We start from the raw sequence: 16,181 nt of genomic DNA on the forward strand, positions 1-16,181 counted from the left end.
AAATCTTCTCCTTTTGAACTTATTCTTTAAACAATTATATCATGAGATGCTTTCTGAATAAATATTAAAAATTATTCTTATTTATGAAATTATTGTATTCAAAGAAGCTATAGTAATAAAAAGCATGTTTGGACATAACATGCTTTTTTCATTAATTATGAAATATTTATAATTTTTTCGATAGATATGAGGTGAATTTTATCTGTGGATTTTATTCTAACTTGATTATTGATAAATTCTGATACAAAACCAAAAACTTCAGTTATTTTATCCTTAGATTGATATTTAATTTTGACTTGTACTTGATTAGTAAATGACTGGTTGAGAAGACGAATTATAATATGATGTGACAAAGGTTGTAAGATTTTATCACTATTTTGCTCTTTAACAAATGCATTTTGGGCCTCGGTTAACTCTCCGGTCGCAAATGATCCCCATTTCATCATTCCTCTATCCTGATATGCTCGAATGACTTCATAAGTACTATAAGAACGGTCAACTGACATCTTTATCCTCCTTATTTTGACTTGCTGCATGACCTCCAATAAGTTTATTTCGATAAATCACACGAGATCCTTCGGATAAACTGCTTGCTTTTTGAATGGATAGAAAATCGAATTTTTCTCTGATTTCGTCAATGGCTTTTTGAAGGGATTCCTGCTTTTCGTTGGCTTGATTTTCTTCAACAGTTTCAAATAAAGAAAGTTGTTTCACGGAATTATCAGAGAGTTGATTGCCACTTATTCCTATTTGTCTTACTGCTCCACCTTGATATTTTTCACGAAATAAACGAATTGTGAGGTCTTGCAGTTCCTTTGTATTTTGTGTTGCTTCAATATTGCGTGAAATTTTAATAGAAGAGTGTTCAGAGCTTGCTGCAGCACCCACATAAAGTGAAAGATTGCTTGCCATTTTTCCACCCTTTCTTAGCCTTATCGCTAAGTTTTCAGCCATTTCTTTAATCACAAGTTCTATTTCTTTTTGTTTATGGTAGTCACGAGGTAGAATTTGAGAATTGCTGAAGCTAGAAGATTTAGGAATATATTTTTCCCTTACATTACTTTCATCAATTCCATTTGCATGGAAAAAATGTTGGAGTCCAATTGTGCCTAATTTTTGTTTAAGGAGAAGAGGGTCAGCATTTGCAAGCTCTTTAATGGAACTGATTCCTAACTTGTTCAAACGTTTCTCAGTTCGTTTTCCAATTCCCCAGAAGTCAGTCATCTTAGGAAGAGTCCAGAGCTTACTAGGCACATCTTCATACCGTATTAATGCTCTCATATTCTGATTATGTTTGGCATAGTTATCCATGGCAAGTTTTGCAAGTAGAGGATTATCACCCATCCCTACAGTTACATAAAGCCCTAACTTATCCAAAATCTCACGTTGTAAATCTAAAGCAATCAGATTCATTTGCTCATATCGGTTTCTAATATCTGGATAGAAGAAGTTAAGAGATTCTGTGATATCTAAAAATGATTCATCAATTGAGTAAGAGTGAATTTCTTCAATTGATGTGTAATTGGTTAGAATTTCAGTAACTTTGATTTTATAATCTACATAGAGCTGCATTTGAGGCGGAACAAGCCATGTTCGTTTTGCCCAAGATTCGATGAAAGCGACATACTGCAAAGTTGGTTCAGTCCGTTGTCCGTAAATATCCGTATGTGTTCGATACCATTGTGGGAAATTGAATTTTCTTGTTTCAATAATAAAGGGTAAATCACTGGCACGACTTATGTTTTTCATTCCAAAGACTTTTTTAAAAGTAGGACTAGAGGCAAGCGTTAAACCTTTAGTGTTATCTGCTCGACTCATGACGCAAAGAGAAGTTGTCAAAGGATTAAGGTTTCGTTGAACGCACTCAATAGAGGCGTAATTTGATTTGACATCTTCAAAAAGGATAGCTCTGCGAGGTTCAAGTGAGTAGTCAAAAAAGTTATTTAATTTATGTTTATCCATCTCTCCCCTTCAGTAACATATTTAATACAAAACATCTGTTTAACTGATATTATACTCTAAAAAAAACCATTAATCAATGGATAATATCAGAAAAAATAGTAAAAAGATAAAAACATCTCAGTTTATTCCTTCTCCCAAAAAAAGAGCTTATTTTCTGCTATAGTTAGATTTAGAGAAGGGCAAAGAAGTTGTGTATTTGATTCATTATTTAAAAATATCTATCAAAATTTTGAATATAGTAATGGTGACTTAAATGTTGAAGCAAACGACCGCAAACACTAGAAGATAAAAATATTTAAGAATAATTGATGTAAGTTTTAGGAAAACTCCAATTTTTAAGAAAGATATTTAATCAGTTCAAATATGCAAATATTACTAGTCCTCTTAGTAGCAATGAATTAAAGAAACCAAAATAAAATTTAATGGGTAGAATTTAAAATAAATTTAAAAATATTGTTCAAAAAAGAAAATTTATAAAATAAAAAACCACTAAAAAAATAGTGGTTTTTACTTATTTTTAGATTTTCAATTATTTAAGACAAAATTCATAAAATACGCAATCGTCCCATCCTTTGTTATCAAAGCTCTTGAGATTGGTTCTTCCGCGAAATACAAATTGATGTTTTTCATAAAGTTTTTGCGCGGGTGTATTTTTAAAATTAGTATCTAATCTAATAGTTAACATACTATTACTTTTGCCAAAATCTTTAATAAAGTTGATCGTGGCACTTGCAATTCCTTGATTTAATTTTTTAGGATCTATAATTAAAGTATGGATTACCAAGATTTGATTAGGATCAAGCTCTGGAGTGCTCCAGGTAATATTTTCATACTCTTTATCTGATTGATTATTTAGAATCACAGTTCCTGAAACAATATCATTTGAATCATAACAAACAAAGAGCTGAGATAAGTCAATTGCTTTTAGAGCTGTATCAATTGAGGGATAAATATTTTTTATCCAACTCGTTTGTTTTTCATCAATCAATGGTAAAGAATCATCATAGAATTTAGCAACTGCGGGTTTATCTTGCTCTGTAGCAAGGCGTACAAAGTATTTCATCTTATATTCTCCTATTTTAAGATTGAGAAATTATAGCATAAAAAAATATGAATGTAAACTCTTTCTTTAACTTGTATCAGGGACTTTTGTGCATATTATCAAAGTGGTATATAACATATTTTATATGTTATACTTTCTGGTTATTCTTAATTACTATTTCACAAACATTTAAAGGGTGTAGTTTTTTTAATAACTAAATAGGTTAGTTTTTCTCACTCATTGGTATTTTTTTGGTTTAATGTATATGATAGGATGGTCTTTGTGTGTATAATTTGAAAAAATATAGAAAAAATGAAAATAAAAAAATAATCATAGCAAACACCAATTTTGCAATAGTCTTTAATGCGTGTATTGGTATCAAATCATTAGCGGATAATTATTGGACAGGACAATGATCAAGCATTGCGAGAAGTTCAAGATACTCGAGCAAAATCTGATCAGACTGTAAAAGATATACAATAAATAAAAAACCTGACTTAAGTCAGGTTTTTTTATACAAATAATCAAAAATATTTAAATCTCTGTTTTCAAACTTTTATTTAAAGTAAGTAATTGCGAGAGAAGTAAGTCATAATTAATATTCTCTTTGCAAGAAACTAAACTGTCACCAATTTCAAGAGAGATAGAAGGTAATTCCTTTTTAACTTGTGCTCCCTTATCTGTGAGAAATAACTCAACACTTCTTTCATCTTTATCAGAACGTTTTCTTATAATGTATCCTTTTGCTTCCAATCTTTTTAGCAGAGGACTTAATGTACCAGAATCTAAAGAGAGTTCTTCGCCTAATTTATTTATTGTCATCTTGTTTTCAATTGCTAACATAGCGATAAATCCAGTATAAGTAAGCGAATATCTATTTAAATAAGAATTATATTTTTTTATGATTTCCTTTGAAGCAATGTATAATTGAAAACATAATTCCTTGCTAAGAATATTGTCTGTCATATTTTCTCCTATCATTTCATTATATCTGAATCTCTATATTTGTCAAACGTAATTGTATTTAGTACAATTATATTGTAAACAATTTAAAAAGGAGATTTCAATGAAAAAAATATTTTCTACAAAAATGATAAATACTGGCGGTCGAAATGGCGAAGTCCATTCTCCAGATAAAAGTTTTAATTTAGATATTGTTGCACCAGGCAGAAAGGTTGAAGGAGCAACAAATCCAGAGCAATTATTTGCTGCAGGATATAGCGCGTGTTTTAATAGTGCTTTAGACTATATTAAGAAATCAAAAAATATAGAGGGTGAATCAACTATTGAAGTTACAGTTTCTCTCTATAATTTAAGTCAAAATGAAATTCCAGATGTAGTATTAGGAGTTGATATCACAGGACATATCGAAGGAGTGGGTACTGAAGAAACAGAAGAACTCTTGAAACTAACACATAAAACTTGCCCATATTCCCGCGCTACTCAAGGTAATATTGAAGTAACGATAAAGGCTATCTAAAAGATTTTTCTAAAATCAGTTTTACAAGTTTAAACTTTTTACTAAGTTTAGGGAGCGCAAAACTCTTATTATTTTGTGTGTTGATGATATATTGAAAATAAAAGATAACAATAATTAATGCAGGATTTAAAATACAAAAATCAGCGAGGAGCTTATTAAAAATTTTAAAAGTAAAAAAGCCAATAACAAAAATATTGGTTTTTTTATTTTAAAAAATTCCAGAATAGGTGTTTTCATCTCGAGTGCAAGAAGAAATAAGAAAATAGATAAAAGGGCCTTATTGCTGAAAAATTATAAAGACATACAATAAATGAAGTAACCTTTCCAACCTTTGATGGATTAATAAAACAGAGAGAAGGGTTAAAATATAAATGAAATATGATATAATTTAAGTTGTGTTTTAATTTGACCTCATTGAGTAAAAATTAGAGAAATCGAGAAAGTTTATGAAGTAATCTTTAGGGATTTTGAAGTACAGAACTTTTGATATCAATGGTTTAGAAGCTAAAAAAATAAAAGGAAAAGTAATGGCGCAATTATATTTCAAATATGGGACGATGAATTCAGGGAAATCAATTGAGATTTTGAAAGTGGCTCATAATTATGAGGAACAGGGTAAGCCTGTTTTATTAATGACTTCTAGTCTGGATACACGCGCAGGGGTTGGGACAGTTGCTAGTCGAATCGGGATGAAAGCAGAAGCTGTCGCAATTGATGAGGAAATGTCTGTTTTTGATTATGTGAACAGCCTGCCAGCTAAACCTTTTTGTGTGCTGATTGATGAGGCACAATTTTTAAATAAAAAACATGTCTATGATTTTGCGCGTGTTGTGGATGAACTAAATGTTCCAGTCATGGCTTTCGGTTTGAAAAATGATTTTCGTAATGAGCTTTTTGAAGGCTCAAAATATTTACTTTTACTTGCGGATAAAATCGAAGAAATTAAAACGATTTGTTGGTATTGTAGTAAAAAGGCAACAATGGTGATTCGGACAATTGATGGAAAACCAGTTTATGAAGGTGAACAGTTGCAAATTGGTGGAAACGAAACCTATATTCCTGTTTGCCGTAAACATTATTTTAAGCCAGAAATTTAAAAAATAAGTTTAGAATTTTACACGGACAGACTTTATATCAAGAGGGAGGAACTCGATGTTTTATCATTTTAAAGGAACGATTACTGGTGAGGATTATCAAAGAATTCTTGGTCAAATGACCAAACGGATGATGCTTGTTTTTTCAGGAATTATGCTTATTTTTTTGGTTATTAATTTATTTATGAGTAAGGGACAATGGCTTTGGCCAGTTGTTTCTGCTTTGCTTGTTCTTGTTTTAGGAAATCTTTTTTTACATTGGCAATTGAAAAGTCGTTTTTTGAAAAATTTTAAACCACAAGAACTTGATTTGTATGTGACAGAGGAACAAATTAAAGCTCAAATGAATGTACGTAATGTTGAAATTTTTTCAGATCGTGTGCACTTTTTTCAAGGGAGAAATCAGGTGATGATTTTTAAAAAAGACATGCTACAAGATGTGACACAATGGGATTCATTTGTCAATATGGCCAAAAATTTACCATTAAAAACTAAAAAATAATTAAAGGAAATAGAGAAATGTTTGATCAGTTAGAATCAATAGTTGGAAGATATGAAGAATTGGGTGAGTTATTGTCTGACCCTGAGGTGGTTTCGGATACAAAGCGTTTTATGGAATTATCGCGTGAAGAAGCAGATTTACGTGATAAAGTAGCGACTTATAATGAATACAAAAAAGTTCTTGAGACAATTTCTGATAGTGAAGAAATGCTTGGCGAAGGTGGACTTGATGATGATATGAAAGAAATGCTCAAAGAAGAACTTTCATCAGCAAAATCACAAAAAGAGCTTTTGGAAGAAGAAATCAAAATTTTGCTTTTGCCAAAAGACCCAAATGATGGAAAAAATATTATTTTAGAAATTCGTGGAGCTGCTGGTGGTGATGAAGCTGCACTTTTTGCTGGTGATTTGTTGAATATGTACCAACATTTTTCTGAATCACAAGGTTGGAAGTTTGAAATTATGGAAGCAAACATCACCGGAATTGGTGGGTATAAAGAGGTTTCAGCTTTAATTTCTGGTCCATCTGTTTATTCAAAACTGAAATATGAATCTGGTGCTCACCGAGTACAACGTGTTCCTGTAACCGAAACACAAGGGCGTGTTCATACATCAACGGCTACTGTTCTTGTTATGCCTGAGGTTGAAGAATTTGAGATGACAATCGACCAAAAAGATTTACGTGTAGATATTTACCACGCCTCTGGTGCTGGTGGACAGAACGTCAATAAGGTTGCTACTGCGGTACGTATGGTCCATTTACCAACTGGGATTAAAGTGGAAATGCAAGAAGAACGGACGCAACAAAAAAATCGGGATAAAGCTATTAAATTGTTGAATACAAAAGTCTTTGATTACTATCAACAAATTGAATTGGATAAGCAAAATGCAGAACGTAAATCAACTGTCGGAACTGGGGATCGTTCTGAGCGGATTAGAACTTACAATTTCCCACAAAACCGTGTGACTGATCACCGGATTGGCTTAACTTTACAAAAGTTGGATAGTATTTTATCTGGGAAAATGGATGAAGTGATTGATGCTTTGATTGTCTATGACCAAACTAAAAAATTAGAAGAATTAAATAAATAATGGATTTTGAGTTTGAAGATTTTGTTATTCGAGAAGTGAGACATGAAAATAGGAAAATGCAAACTTCAAAAAAGGTGAATAATGTTTCAACAGAGGTGACTATTTTTAAGGTTAAACGCTTTGATTTATCTTTTGATTTACTTTATTGTAGAGGTGAAAATGGAGATGTTTGGGTAGTTGCGGAAAAGATAGTGTCTCTTTCTAAACATTTGCACCGAGCGCAAAGAACTCGGATGTCAATTGAAAATTATAAAGAAAAGCAATATTGTCGACTTTGGCAAGAAGTAAAAAAAGATGAAGACTGGAGTCGGACCAAGAAAAGTTTACCTTTGTCTGAATTGGGAAAATATAGTAAAAATCCTTTACGTCAATCTTTCTCAGAACTTGGAGCAAAACTTGGAACTTTAGAAGAGTTGGTTTCCGAAACGAATCAAAATCGAAAACAGTATGCTTTGCTTTTTCCAGCTCAAGAAGTAAAAATCCCTTTATGTGCTTATCTTTTAACTCGAATTTCACCTCTTATTTAGCAGAGAATCTTGTAAAATAATGATTACTTATAAAAATTATTAGTAGTGAGGAACTTATTTTGATGAATGATGAAACAATCATGAATCCAACGATTGAAAAAATGTTGCTCCACGCATCAGTTCGTGATTTTGAAGAGAAGCCTTTATCAGCTGATGTCAAGGAGTTGTTGCTAAAAGCTGCACAGTCTGGAGCTTCATCTAATTTTCTACAAGCTTATTCAATCATTGAGATAGCGGATAATGATTTACGTCGTGAACTCGCTAGGATATCAGGTTCAGATGATTATGTGAATCAAACGGGTGTTTTTTATATATTTGTGGCTGACTGGTATCGACAAGCTCAGATTTTACGGACAGAAAATAAAGATGTGAAGGCTCTCCAGAATATGGAAGCATTGACGGTTGCCATTGTTGATACTACAATTGCTGCACAAAATATGGCGATAGCTGCAGAATCTATGGGGCTTGGAATCTGTTATATTGGTGGGATTCGTAATGATATTGCTAAAGTGGCAGATTTACTGGATTTACCAGAATTGACTGTTCCACTTTTTGGTCTTACAATTGGGATGCCAAAAACACGAAATGAAGTTAAACCACGTTTGCCAAGAACAAATATTTTGTCAGTTAATGCTTATAATCGTGTGGCAGTGAGTGATTTACAGGCTTATAATGAACAAACTTCAGATTACTATGCCAATCGGAGTCATCATCAAAAGTCTACTGATTGGACGCAGGAAATGAGCAATTTTCTGACAAAGCCACGGCGTGAGGATGTTGCCAAATTTTTGAAAAAGCAAGGATTTACATTAAACTGAAAAGTTGATTAAGCCTGATTTTATTGGGCTTTTTTGCTATACTTGGAAGAGTAATTTAAAAAGTTATTAGAAAAATAATTAATATTGGAAAGTAGAAAAAGAAAAATGCTTTGGATTGAAGCTGTGCGAACTTTGTCAGCAGATTTAGAAGACCCTTTTGAGTTGGAATTTGTCTGGCGAAATTTACATGAACTTGATAAATTATCTTGGTTGAATTTGATGCGAGAAAAAATTACTGACCAAGAATTAAAATTACTGACAGAAGTGTCAGAACGTCTTCATCAAAATGAGCCTCCACAATATATAGTGGGTTGGGCAGAATTCCGTGATTTGAAATTGAAGGTCGATGAGCGTGTTTTAATTCCTCGTCCTGAAACTGAAGAATTAGTGGAAATGATTTTGGCTGAAAATGAGAATGATTCTCTCAAAATTTTAGATATTGGAACAGGGTCAGGAGCGATTGCCATTTCTCTAGCTCAAGCGCGTGAAAATTGGTCAGTAAAAGCTTCTGATATTTCTAAAGAGGCACTAACTTTAGCAGCTGAAAATGCTGAAATAAATCAGGCTAATTTGGAATTCATTCAATCAGATGTACTAGATAAAATTACTGACAGCTTTGATATTATCGTTTCTAATCCGCCATATATTGCTTTTGATGAAACTTATGAAATGGATAATTCTGTCATTAAATATGAGCCTGATTTAGCGCTTTTTGCGGAAAATCAGGGATTAGCAATTTATCAAAAAATTGCTGACCAAGCGGTCAATCATCTGACTGATAATGGAAAAATTTATTTGGAAATTGGCTATAAGCAAGGGCAAGCTGTGCAAGCTATGTTTCAAGAAAAATTTACTGACAAGCTTGTTAGTATTCATCAGGATATATTTGGAAAAGATCGAATGATTAGTGTCAAATGATAAAAGCTACTGTTGGTATATTTAAGGAGAAAAATGAATTCTTTAATTTTTGAACAAGTATTTCAGCAAAAAGAAGATTTTTTACCAATATTATTATTAGCTGATGATGGAGCACATTTAGAAAATTATCTGGAAAATGGAGATTTATTTACGCTGTCATTAAAAAATGGCAAGACAGTTGCTTGTGCTGTAGTCATAAAAAAACAAAAAAATACTTTTGAAATTGAGAATTTCGCGGTAGAAACTAGTTTTCAAGGACAAGGATTCGGTCAGCAAATGATGAAACAACTCATCACATATTTGAAAGAGAATTTAGCAGCTGATGAGCTAATTCTTGGAACAGATGATGTTTCAAACAATGTAGCTTTCTATGAAAAATGCGGCTTCACAATTACTCATAAAATTTCCAATTATTTTCTTGATAATTATGATCATCCTATTTTTGAAGGAAAAATTCAGTTAAAAGATAAAATATATTTAAGAAAGAAGTTAAAATGAAAGTTGAAAATGATTTACGAACAATGTCCTCTTTTTTGCAAGTGCAATTAAAAGATATCAAAACTTTGGTTGAGTCAAACAAGATAGACCAAGCTAAAGAAAATTTGAAGTTTGTGCAAGGGGGACTCAATAATTTTGCTAACGAACTTGAAAAAGTCGAAGGTGGATTTTATGGTATTATTGGTTTTCTCTTTCGTCGTCCCTACAAAGTACCCGATGATTTGAAAAATATCAGAGAAAATCTTTTTATTGAAGCAAAAACATTACAAAAAGAACTAGACAAGCAGTCAGAAAAAGAGAATAATAATAAAAATCGTTTATCAGCTAGAGCTATCAAAGCACTAAAATCTGGTCAGTTAGCTATTTTACCGACAGAAACAGTTTACGGTCTCTTTGCAGATGCGATGAATGAAGAAGCAGTCCAAAAACTCTATTCAGTTAAAGGACGTCCAACAGAAAAAGCTTTAAATATGAATATTTCAAGCTTTGAAGATATTTTAAAATATTCAATCAATCAACCAGTTTATCTCCAAAAAATTGTGGAAGCCTTTCTTCCTGGACCTCTAACCATTATTTTAGAGGCATCTAAAGATGTTCCTGAATGGATTCATATTGGAAAAAGTACTGTTGGTTTTAGAATGCCAAATATTGCAGTAACCCAAAAAATTATCAAAGAAGCCGGTGTTTTGGTCGGACCTTCTGCCAATTTAAGTGGTTCTAAAAGTCCAAGTTTCTTTGCCGATTTAAGTCCTGAAATTTTAGAAAATGCCGCAGTCGCTGTTCAAGATGATAGTATCTATGGACTAGATACAACAATCATCGATTTGACGAAAGAAAAACCAAAATTACTGCGTCAAGGAGCCGTTACTAAAGAAGAATTGCTTAAAAAAGTTCCTGAACTTGGTCAAATTGAATAAAATAAGCTGAAAAAGTAATCTAAAAATTTCCGAACATTCTTTGGCAATGATGAGATTTACAAGCCAACTTATTTCAAAAAAGAGCCTTTAGCCGATATAATAGTTTTAGAGTTAAAAGTTTGCTTGCGAAAGTAAACTAAAATTAACTGATTAAGTTTATAGCGCCAATAACTATAAAATTCTACTTATATTTTTAAAATATCCCAAAAGACATACAAGGAGAACCAATGATTTTTGATAAAGAAGATTTTGAAAGTTTTGACCCAGAATTGTGGGCAGCCATTCATGCTGAGGAAATTCGTCAGCAACAAAATATTGAATTAATTGCTTCAGAAAATATTGTTTCAAAAGCAGTTATGGCAGCGCAAGGTTCTGTTTTGACCAATAAATATGCCGAAGGTTATCCTGGAAAACGTTATTATGGCGGAACAGAAGCGGTTGATGTTGTAGAAAATTTGGCTATTGAACGAGCAAAAGAACTTTTCGGTGCAAAATTTGCCAATGTTCAACCTCATTCAGGTTCCCAAGCCAATGCGGCAGCTTATATGGCATTAATTCAACCCGGAGACACAGTTTTAGGAATGGATTTAAATGCTGGCGGTCACTTGACTCATGGGGCTTCAGTCAATTTTTCAGGAAAAACGTATCATTTTGTTCCTTATGGAGTTAATTCTGAAACTGAGCTTTTAGATTATGATGAAATTTTAAAAATTGCTAAAGAAGTTCAACCTAAACTGATTGTTGCTGGCGCTTCTGCCTATTCACGCCTGATTGATTTTGCTAAGTTCCGTGAAATTGCTGATAGCGTTGGAGCAAAATTAATGGTTGATATGGCTCATATTGCTGGATTGGTAGCGACTGGTGCGCACCCTAATCCTCTTCCTTATGCTGATGTCGTTACAACAACAACTCATAAGACACTCCGTGGACCACGTGGTGGAATGATTTTAACTAATGATGAAGCTTTGGCCAAGAAAATTAACTCTGCAATCTTCCCTGGAACTCAAGGTGGGCCTTTAGAACATATCATTGCAGCAAAAGCAGTAGCTTTTAAAGAAGCACTTGACCCAGAATTCACAACCTATATTGAACAAGTCATTAAAAATACGCAAGCAATGGCTGAGGAATTTGCTAAAGTGGAAGGCTTACGATTAATAGCTGGTGGTTCAGATAATCATTTGCTTAATCTTAAAGTTTTAGACTTAGGAATTAATGGGAAAGAAGCTCAAGATTTATTGGATAGTGTTCACATCACACTTAATAAAGAAGCAATTCCTGATGAAACATTATCACCCTTTAAAACTTCAGGGGTGCGAATTGGAGCAGCAGCAATTACATCAAGAGGATTTAAAGAAGCTGAAGCGAGAAAAGTTGCACAATTGGTCTCAGAAGCTTTGGTTAATCATGATAATCAAGAGAAACTTGAGGAAGTTAGAAAAGCAGCTTTAGAGCTGACTCATCAATTTCCCTTATAATATCAGAAAAAAATAGACAAAGAAAATTTGTCTATTTTTTTAATGTTAAGCTAAATTTAAAAGAGAAGTGTTATAATAGAACTTATATAAAAAATGACTGCAAAAAAATAATGATATGTGCTAGTAAAGAATAAGAGCAGTCAGAAAATTTAGGTAAGTGAAATGTTTAAAAAATTAATTGGATTAATAGTACTGATACTTCTTGTATTCAGTGGTTTTTATGTTTACCGTATGCATGAAAATGTGAAACACGTAATGTCTTATGAGGCAGAAGTCGAAAAAACCCTTAAAGCACAAGGCTTGAGTGGTGATACAAAGTTGGCTTTGGCAATTATTTATACAGAAACTAAAGGAAAACAAGTTGATATTATGCAATCAAGTGAAAGCTTGAATGGTACAACAAATACTTTCTCAACAGAACAAGAAAGTATTAAACAAGGTATTTCTAATTTGTCAAAAGTTTTAGAATATGCTTCACAAAAAAAGGTTGACGCTTGGGCAGGAGTTCAGGCTTATAACTATGGGAAGGCCTATGTTGATTACATAGCTGCTCATGGTGGAAAGAACACTATCGCTCTTTCTAAGGATTATTCTCGTGATGTCGTTGCGCCAAGTTTAGGAAATACAACGGGTGAAACTTATTATCATTTGACTCTGGATTCATTGATTTATAATAAAGGAAAACTCTACTCTAATGGTGGGAATATTTTCTATGCCAAAGAGGTTGAATGGAACATGCTCTTACTTGATTTATTAAATTGGTAAATTACTGTTAAGACAGAAAAACACAGTTGACTGTGCTTTTTTGTCGAACAGTATTTTTTTATATTTGAATTATCAGAAAATTATACTATAATAGTGATTAATAAATAATTTGAGGAAGTGAAATCGATGATTTATAATTTTGGCGCAGGACCCAGTGTACTTCCAAAGGAAGTCTTGAAGAAGGTTCAAGAAGAACTGTTAGACTTTGAAAAAAGTGGTATGTCAGTGATGGAAATTTCGCATCGCTCCAAGGCTTTCCAAAAAGTAATTGATGAGGCTGAGAACGATTTGCGTGATTTGATGTCGATTCCTCAAAACTATAAAATTTTGTTTTTACAAGGGGGAGCTTCCAGTCAATTTTCAATGGTTCCAATGAATTTGGCAATTGGCAAAAAGGCTTATTACAATATTTCGGGCGCCTTTGGTGAAAAGGCTTATGATGAAGCGGTGAAATTGAGTCATTTCCTTGATTTAATACCGATTAGTTTGGGCTCAACTAAAAAAGATAATTATAATCATCTATTGAAAATTGATAAATCTAAAATTGATGAAAAAAATGGGGCCTATCTCCATTTGACAACGAATAATACGATTGAAGGAACAAGTATTTTTCCTGAAAATTTGCCTGAGTTTGCAAGCCTTCCTTTGGTTGCTGATATGAGTTCAAATATTTTGGCGGTTGATTATGATGTGAGTAAATTTGGCTTAATTTACGCTGGAGCTCAGAAAAATTTAGGTATTGCTGGTTTAACCATTGTCATTATTCGTGAAGACTTGCTAAATGAAGCTGAAAGCCTCTCATCAATGATGGATTATAAGATTTTGGCTAAGAATGGGTCGATGTACAATACCCCGCCGACTTTTGCTATTTATGCGGCCGGACTGGTTTTCAAATGGGTAAAAGAGCAAGGTGGCGTAAAAAAACTCGAAGAAATGAATCAGAGAAAAGCTCAATTGTTGTATGATTTAATTGACCAATCTGACTTTTATCAGAATCCAATCAAAAATAAAGATGAGCGGTCGATTTGCAATGTTGTTTTTACAAGTCCAAACCAAGAATTGGATGAGCTATTCACCCAAAAAGCTGAAGAAAAAGGTTTCAAATCACTCAAAGGTCATCGTTCCGTGGGAGGAATGAGAGCAAGTATTTACAACGCTTTTCCTTTAGAGGGGGTTGTTGAATTAGTGAAATTTATGAAAGAATTTGAAGAGGAATATAAATGACTTATCATATCAAAACAATTGGAAATAATATCGACCAAATCGCATTAGATGAAATTGGCGAAGGCTTTTTTGTTAATCAAGTGTCAGAAGCTGAATCTGACGCATTTATTTGTCGGGCTCAGCCTTTCCACGATTATGAATTTTCAAAAGCGCTTTTGGCGATTGGACGTGCTGGTGCTGGTTTTAATAATATTCCGATAGAAAAGTGTGCCAGTAAAGGGATTGTAGTCTTTAATGCGCCTGGTGGGAATGCCAATGCGGTTAAAGAATTAGTTTTGTCAATGATGATTTTTGGAACGCGTAATTTAAAACCAGCAAACAAATGGTTGACTGGTCAAAAAGGCGATGATAAAATCATTGATGAGGCGGTTGAACATGGGAAAAAGGCATTTTCTGGTTCTGAAATTTCAGGAAAAACTTTAGGGGTAATTGGCCTTGGAAATATTGGTTCAAAAGTTGCCAATGATGCACAGCGTTTAGGAATGAAAGTTATTGGTTATGACCCTTATCTTTCAATTGAGCATGCTTGGAATTTATCGCATCATGTTAAAAGAGTGAATGATTTAGCTGAGATTTTTGAGAAGGCAGATTATATCACGGTTCATACGCCAGCAACGGATGAAACAAGAGAGATGTTAAATTGGGAAAATTTATCTAAGTGTAAAAAGGGAGTGATTTTGCTCAATTATGCACGAGATGAGATTACGGATAAAGAAGCAGTGCTTAAAGCGATTGATGAGGGAATTGTCCGCTTTTTTGGAACGGATTTTGGATCTGAAAAATTTTATCATCATCCACAAGTTTTTTTAACTCCTCATTTAGGCGGCTCAACGGTGGAAGCCAGTTTAAATTGCACAAGAATGGCTCTTGATTCTGTTCAAACTTATTTGAAAACTGGCGAAATTATTAATTCAGTCAATTTTCCACGTGTTTTGCAAGAGTTGAATACCCCTTATCGTGTGACCTTAATCAATAAAAATGTGCCTAATGTTGTGGCTCAAATTTCACTTGCGGTGGCCGCAGAAAATATTAACATTGCTAATATTGTTAATCGTGGCCAAGGAGATTATGCCTATACTTTACTTGATTTGGATGAAAAAGATGAAGGAAAGTTGGCGGCTTTAGTTTCACGTTTTGAGGCTTCTGATAATATTATTCGTGTTCGCTTAATTGAAAATCAGAATTTATTTTAAAAAACGAATGGAAAAAGGAAGAAAATGGCTGCAAAAGGATTACTTGTGATGGATGTGGATAGCACATTGATTGAAGAGGAGGTCATTGATCTCTTAGGGGAAAAAGCGGGTGTAGGTGATAAGATTTCAGAAATTACGGCTGCCGCTATGTCTGGCGAAATTGATTTTAAGGAATCTTTGAGAGAAAGGGTGGCTTTGCTTTCTGGTTTGTCAACAACTATTTTTGACGATGTTTACAAAGAAATTCATTTAACTAAGGGTGCAACGGGATTAATTGAAACTTTGCATGCGAAAGGCTGGAAAGTTGGCCTTGTTTCTGGTGGCTTTCATGAAATAGTGGATAAAATCGCGAGAGATTTAAAAATAGATTATGTTTTTGCTAATCGTTTGTCTGTGGAAAATGGCCATTTGACGGGAAAAACTCATGGGACAGTTGTGGATAAAGATTTCAAAGTTGATAGGCTCAAACAATGGGCAAATGAAAATAAGTTGAATTTATCTGAGGTTATTGCTGTAGGTGATGGCGCAAATGATATTCCAATGCTAAATACAGCTGGTATTGGGATTGCCTTTTGTGCAAAACCTGCGGTCAAAGCTGCTGTTTCCTATCATATTGATAAGCGAAATTTACTGACCGTTTTGGAATTTGTGGATAAACTTGCTGATAAAGAATAA

17 protein-coding genes and 1 pseudogene are annotated in these 16,181 nt (G+C 33.3%); 14 read left to right on the forward strand and 4 right to left on the reverse strand.

What is annotated here, in order from left to right; all coding sequences use genetic code 11:
• Positions 1-155: 155 nt before the first annotated feature.
• From AB6B24_RS09740 to AB6B24_RS09755, 4 genes are all read right to left on the reverse strand, one after another.
• A complete protein-coding gene (locus tag AB6B24_RS09740; RefSeq protein WP_081041528.1) occupies positions 156-536 on the reverse strand; it encodes a hypothetical protein in 381 nt (126 codons plus the stop codon).
• Positions 496-1,962: a Y-family DNA polymerase gene (locus AB6B24_RS09745; RefSeq protein WP_311804306.1), complete on the reverse strand. Its 1,467-nt coding sequence runs from the start codon at positions 1,960-1,962 to the stop codon at positions 496-498. The genes AB6B24_RS09740 and AB6B24_RS09745 overlap by 41 nt, the downstream gene beginning before the upstream one ends.
• Positions 1,963-2,491: 529 nt before the next feature.
• Positions 2,492-3,025, reverse strand: a complete 534-nt coding sequence (locus AB6B24_RS09750; protein WP_311805854.1) for a GNAT family N-acetyltransferase — start codon at positions 3,023-3,025, stop codon at positions 2,492-2,494.
• Positions 3,026-3,538: 513 nt separating this feature from the next.
• Positions 3,539-3,970: a MarR family transcriptional regulator gene (locus tag AB6B24_RS09755; RefSeq protein ID WP_311804304.1), complete on the reverse strand. Its 432-nt coding sequence runs from the start codon at positions 3,968-3,970 to the stop codon at positions 3,539-3,541.
• Positions 3,971-4,070: 100 nt separating this feature from the next.
• On the opposite strand from AB6B24_RS09755, the gene AB6B24_RS09760 reads away from it, so the two are divergent.
• The 14 genes and pseudogenes from AB6B24_RS09760 to serB all read left to right on the forward strand — a co-directional run.
• On the forward strand, positions 4,071-4,484 hold the full coding sequence (locus tag AB6B24_RS09760; RefSeq protein WP_012897305.1) for an Ohr family peroxiredoxin: 414 nt from the start codon (positions 4,071-4,073) through the stop codon (positions 4,482-4,484).
• 527 nt (positions 4,485-5,011) lie between these two features.
• On the forward strand, positions 5,012-5,581 hold the full coding sequence (locus AB6B24_RS09765; protein WP_003129492.1) for a thymidine kinase: 570 nt from the start codon (positions 5,012-5,014) through the stop codon (positions 5,579-5,581).
• Between the two features lie 55 nt (positions 5,582-5,636).
• Positions 5,637-6,080: a hypothetical protein gene (locus AB6B24_RS09770; protein ID WP_195935575.1), complete on the forward strand. Its 444-nt coding sequence runs from the start codon at positions 5,637-5,639 to the stop codon at positions 6,078-6,080.
• Positions 6,081-6,097: 17 nt separating this feature from the next.
• Positions 6,098-7,171: a peptide chain release factor 1 gene (prfA, locus tag AB6B24_RS09775; RefSeq protein WP_003129495.1), complete on the forward strand. Its 1,074-nt coding sequence runs from the start codon at positions 6,098-6,100 to the stop codon at positions 7,169-7,171.
• Positions 7,171-7,698 carry a hypothetical protein gene (locus AB6B24_RS09780; protein ID WP_311804303.1) on the forward strand — a complete coding sequence of 176 codons (528 nt, stop codon included), beginning with the start codon at positions 7,171-7,173 and terminating at the stop codon, positions 7,696-7,698. The genes prfA and AB6B24_RS09780 overlap by 1 nt, the downstream gene beginning before the upstream one ends.
• A 62-nt stretch (positions 7,699-7,760) precedes the next feature.
• Entirely contained in the window at positions 7,761-8,516 is a 756-nt protein-coding gene (gene nfsA / locus AB6B24_RS09785) for an oxygen-insensitive NADPH nitroreductase (RefSeq protein WP_311804302.1), read from the forward strand.
• 105 nt (positions 8,517-8,621) lie between these two features.
• On the forward strand, positions 8,622-9,434 hold the full coding sequence (gene prmC, locus AB6B24_RS09790) for a peptide chain release factor N(5)-glutamine methyltransferase (protein WP_047205744.1): 813 nt from the start codon (positions 8,622-8,624) through the stop codon (positions 9,432-9,434).
• A gap of 33 nt (positions 9,435-9,467) precedes the next feature.
• Complete coding sequence (locus AB6B24_RS09795) at positions 9,468-9,932, forward strand: N-acetyltransferase (RefSeq protein WP_311804301.1); 465 nt, start codon at positions 9,468-9,470, stop codon at positions 9,930-9,932.
• Between the two features lie 23 nt (positions 9,933-9,955).
• The gene (locus AB6B24_RS09800) at positions 9,956-10,849 is read left to right on the forward strand and encodes an L-threonylcarbamoyladenylate synthase (RefSeq protein ID WP_311805882.1); all 894 of its coding nucleotides are present in this window, start codon (positions 9,956-9,958) and stop codon (positions 10,847-10,849) included.
• 227 nt (positions 10,850-11,076) lie between these two features.
• Positions 11,077-12,324, forward strand: a complete 1,248-nt coding sequence (glyA, locus tag AB6B24_RS09805; protein ID WP_153241905.1) for a serine hydroxymethyltransferase — start codon at positions 11,077-11,079, stop codon at positions 12,322-12,324.
• Positions 12,325-12,486: 162 nt separating this feature from the next.
• Entirely contained in the window at positions 12,487-13,089 is a 603-nt protein-coding gene (locus tag AB6B24_RS09810; protein ID WP_029344930.1) for a lysozyme family protein, read from the forward strand.
• Positions 13,090-13,215: 126 nt separating this feature from the next.
• A complete protein-coding gene (serC, locus tag AB6B24_RS09815; protein ID WP_311804299.1) occupies positions 13,216-14,313 on the forward strand; it encodes a 3-phosphoserine/phosphohydroxythreonine transaminase in 1,098 nt (365 codons plus the stop codon).
• Positions 14,310-15,506, forward strand: a complete 1,197-nt coding sequence (locus AB6B24_RS09820; protein ID WP_311804298.1) for a phosphoglycerate dehydrogenase — start codon at positions 14,310-14,312, stop codon at positions 15,504-15,506. Before serC ends, AB6B24_RS09820 begins: the two co-directional genes overlap by 4 nt.
• 21 nt (positions 15,507-15,527) lie before the next feature.
• Positions 15,528-16,181: pseudogene (gene serB / locus AB6B24_RS09825) on the forward strand (phosphoserine phosphatase SerB); the annotation flags it as partial.

It is taken from the genome of Lactococcus sp. AK05, from assembly GCF_041026685.1.
Classification (GTDB): Bacteria; Bacillota; Bacilli; order Lactobacillales; family Streptococcaceae; genus Lactococcus; species Lactococcus lactis.

Coding starts and splice junctions, on each gene's coding strand:
- AB6B24_RS09740 (WP_081041528.1), bottom strand. CDS start 536: ATGCAGCAAGTCAAAATAAGGAGGATAAAGATGTCAGTTGACCGTTCT.
- AB6B24_RS09745 (WP_311804306.1), bottom strand. CDS start 1,962: ATGGATAAACATAAATTAAATAACTTTTTTGACTACTCACTTGAACCT.
- AB6B24_RS09750 (WP_311805854.1), bottom strand. CDS start 3,025: ATGAAATACTTTGTACGCCTTGCTACAGAGCAAGATAAACCCGCAGTT.
- AB6B24_RS09755 (WP_311804304.1), bottom strand. CDS start 3,970: ATGACAGACAATATTCTTAGCAAGGAATTATGTTTTCAATTATACATT.
- AB6B24_RS09760 (WP_012897305.1), top strand. CDS start 4,071: ATGAAAAAAATATTTTCTACAAAAATGATAAATACTGGCGGTCGAAAT.
- AB6B24_RS09765 (WP_003129492.1), top strand. CDS start 5,012: ATGGCGCAATTATATTTCAAATATGGGACGATGAATTCAGGGAAATCA.
- AB6B24_RS09770 (WP_195935575.1), top strand. CDS start 5,637: ATGTTTTATCATTTTAAAGGAACGATTACTGGTGAGGATTATCAAAGA.
- prfA (WP_003129495.1), top strand. CDS start 6,098: ATGTTTGATCAGTTAGAATCAATAGTTGGAAGATATGAAGAATTGGGT.
- AB6B24_RS09780 (WP_311804303.1), top strand. CDS start 7,171: ATGGATTTTGAGTTTGAAGATTTTGTTATTCGAGAAGTGAGACATGAA.
- nfsA (WP_311804302.1), top strand. CDS start 7,761: ATGAATGATGAAACAATCATGAATCCAACGATTGAAAAAATGTTGCTC.
- prmC (WP_047205744.1), top strand. CDS start 8,622: ATGCTTTGGATTGAAGCTGTGCGAACTTTGTCAGCAGATTTAGAAGAC.
- AB6B24_RS09795 (WP_311804301.1), top strand. CDS start 9,468: ATGAATTCTTTAATTTTTGAACAAGTATTTCAGCAAAAAGAAGATTTT.
- AB6B24_RS09800 (WP_311805882.1), top strand. CDS start 9,956: ATGTCCTCTTTTTTGCAAGTGCAATTAAAAGATATCAAAACTTTGGTT.
- glyA (WP_153241905.1), top strand. CDS start 11,077: ATGATTTTTGATAAAGAAGATTTTGAAAGTTTTGACCCAGAATTGTGG.
- AB6B24_RS09810 (WP_029344930.1), top strand. CDS start 12,487: ATGTTTAAAAAATTAATTGGATTAATAGTACTGATACTTCTTGTATTC.
- serC (WP_311804299.1), top strand. CDS start 13,216: ATGATTTATAATTTTGGCGCAGGACCCAGTGTACTTCCAAAGGAAGTC.
- AB6B24_RS09820 (WP_311804298.1), top strand. CDS start 14,310: ATGACTTATCATATCAAAACAATTGGAAATAATATCGACCAAATCGCA.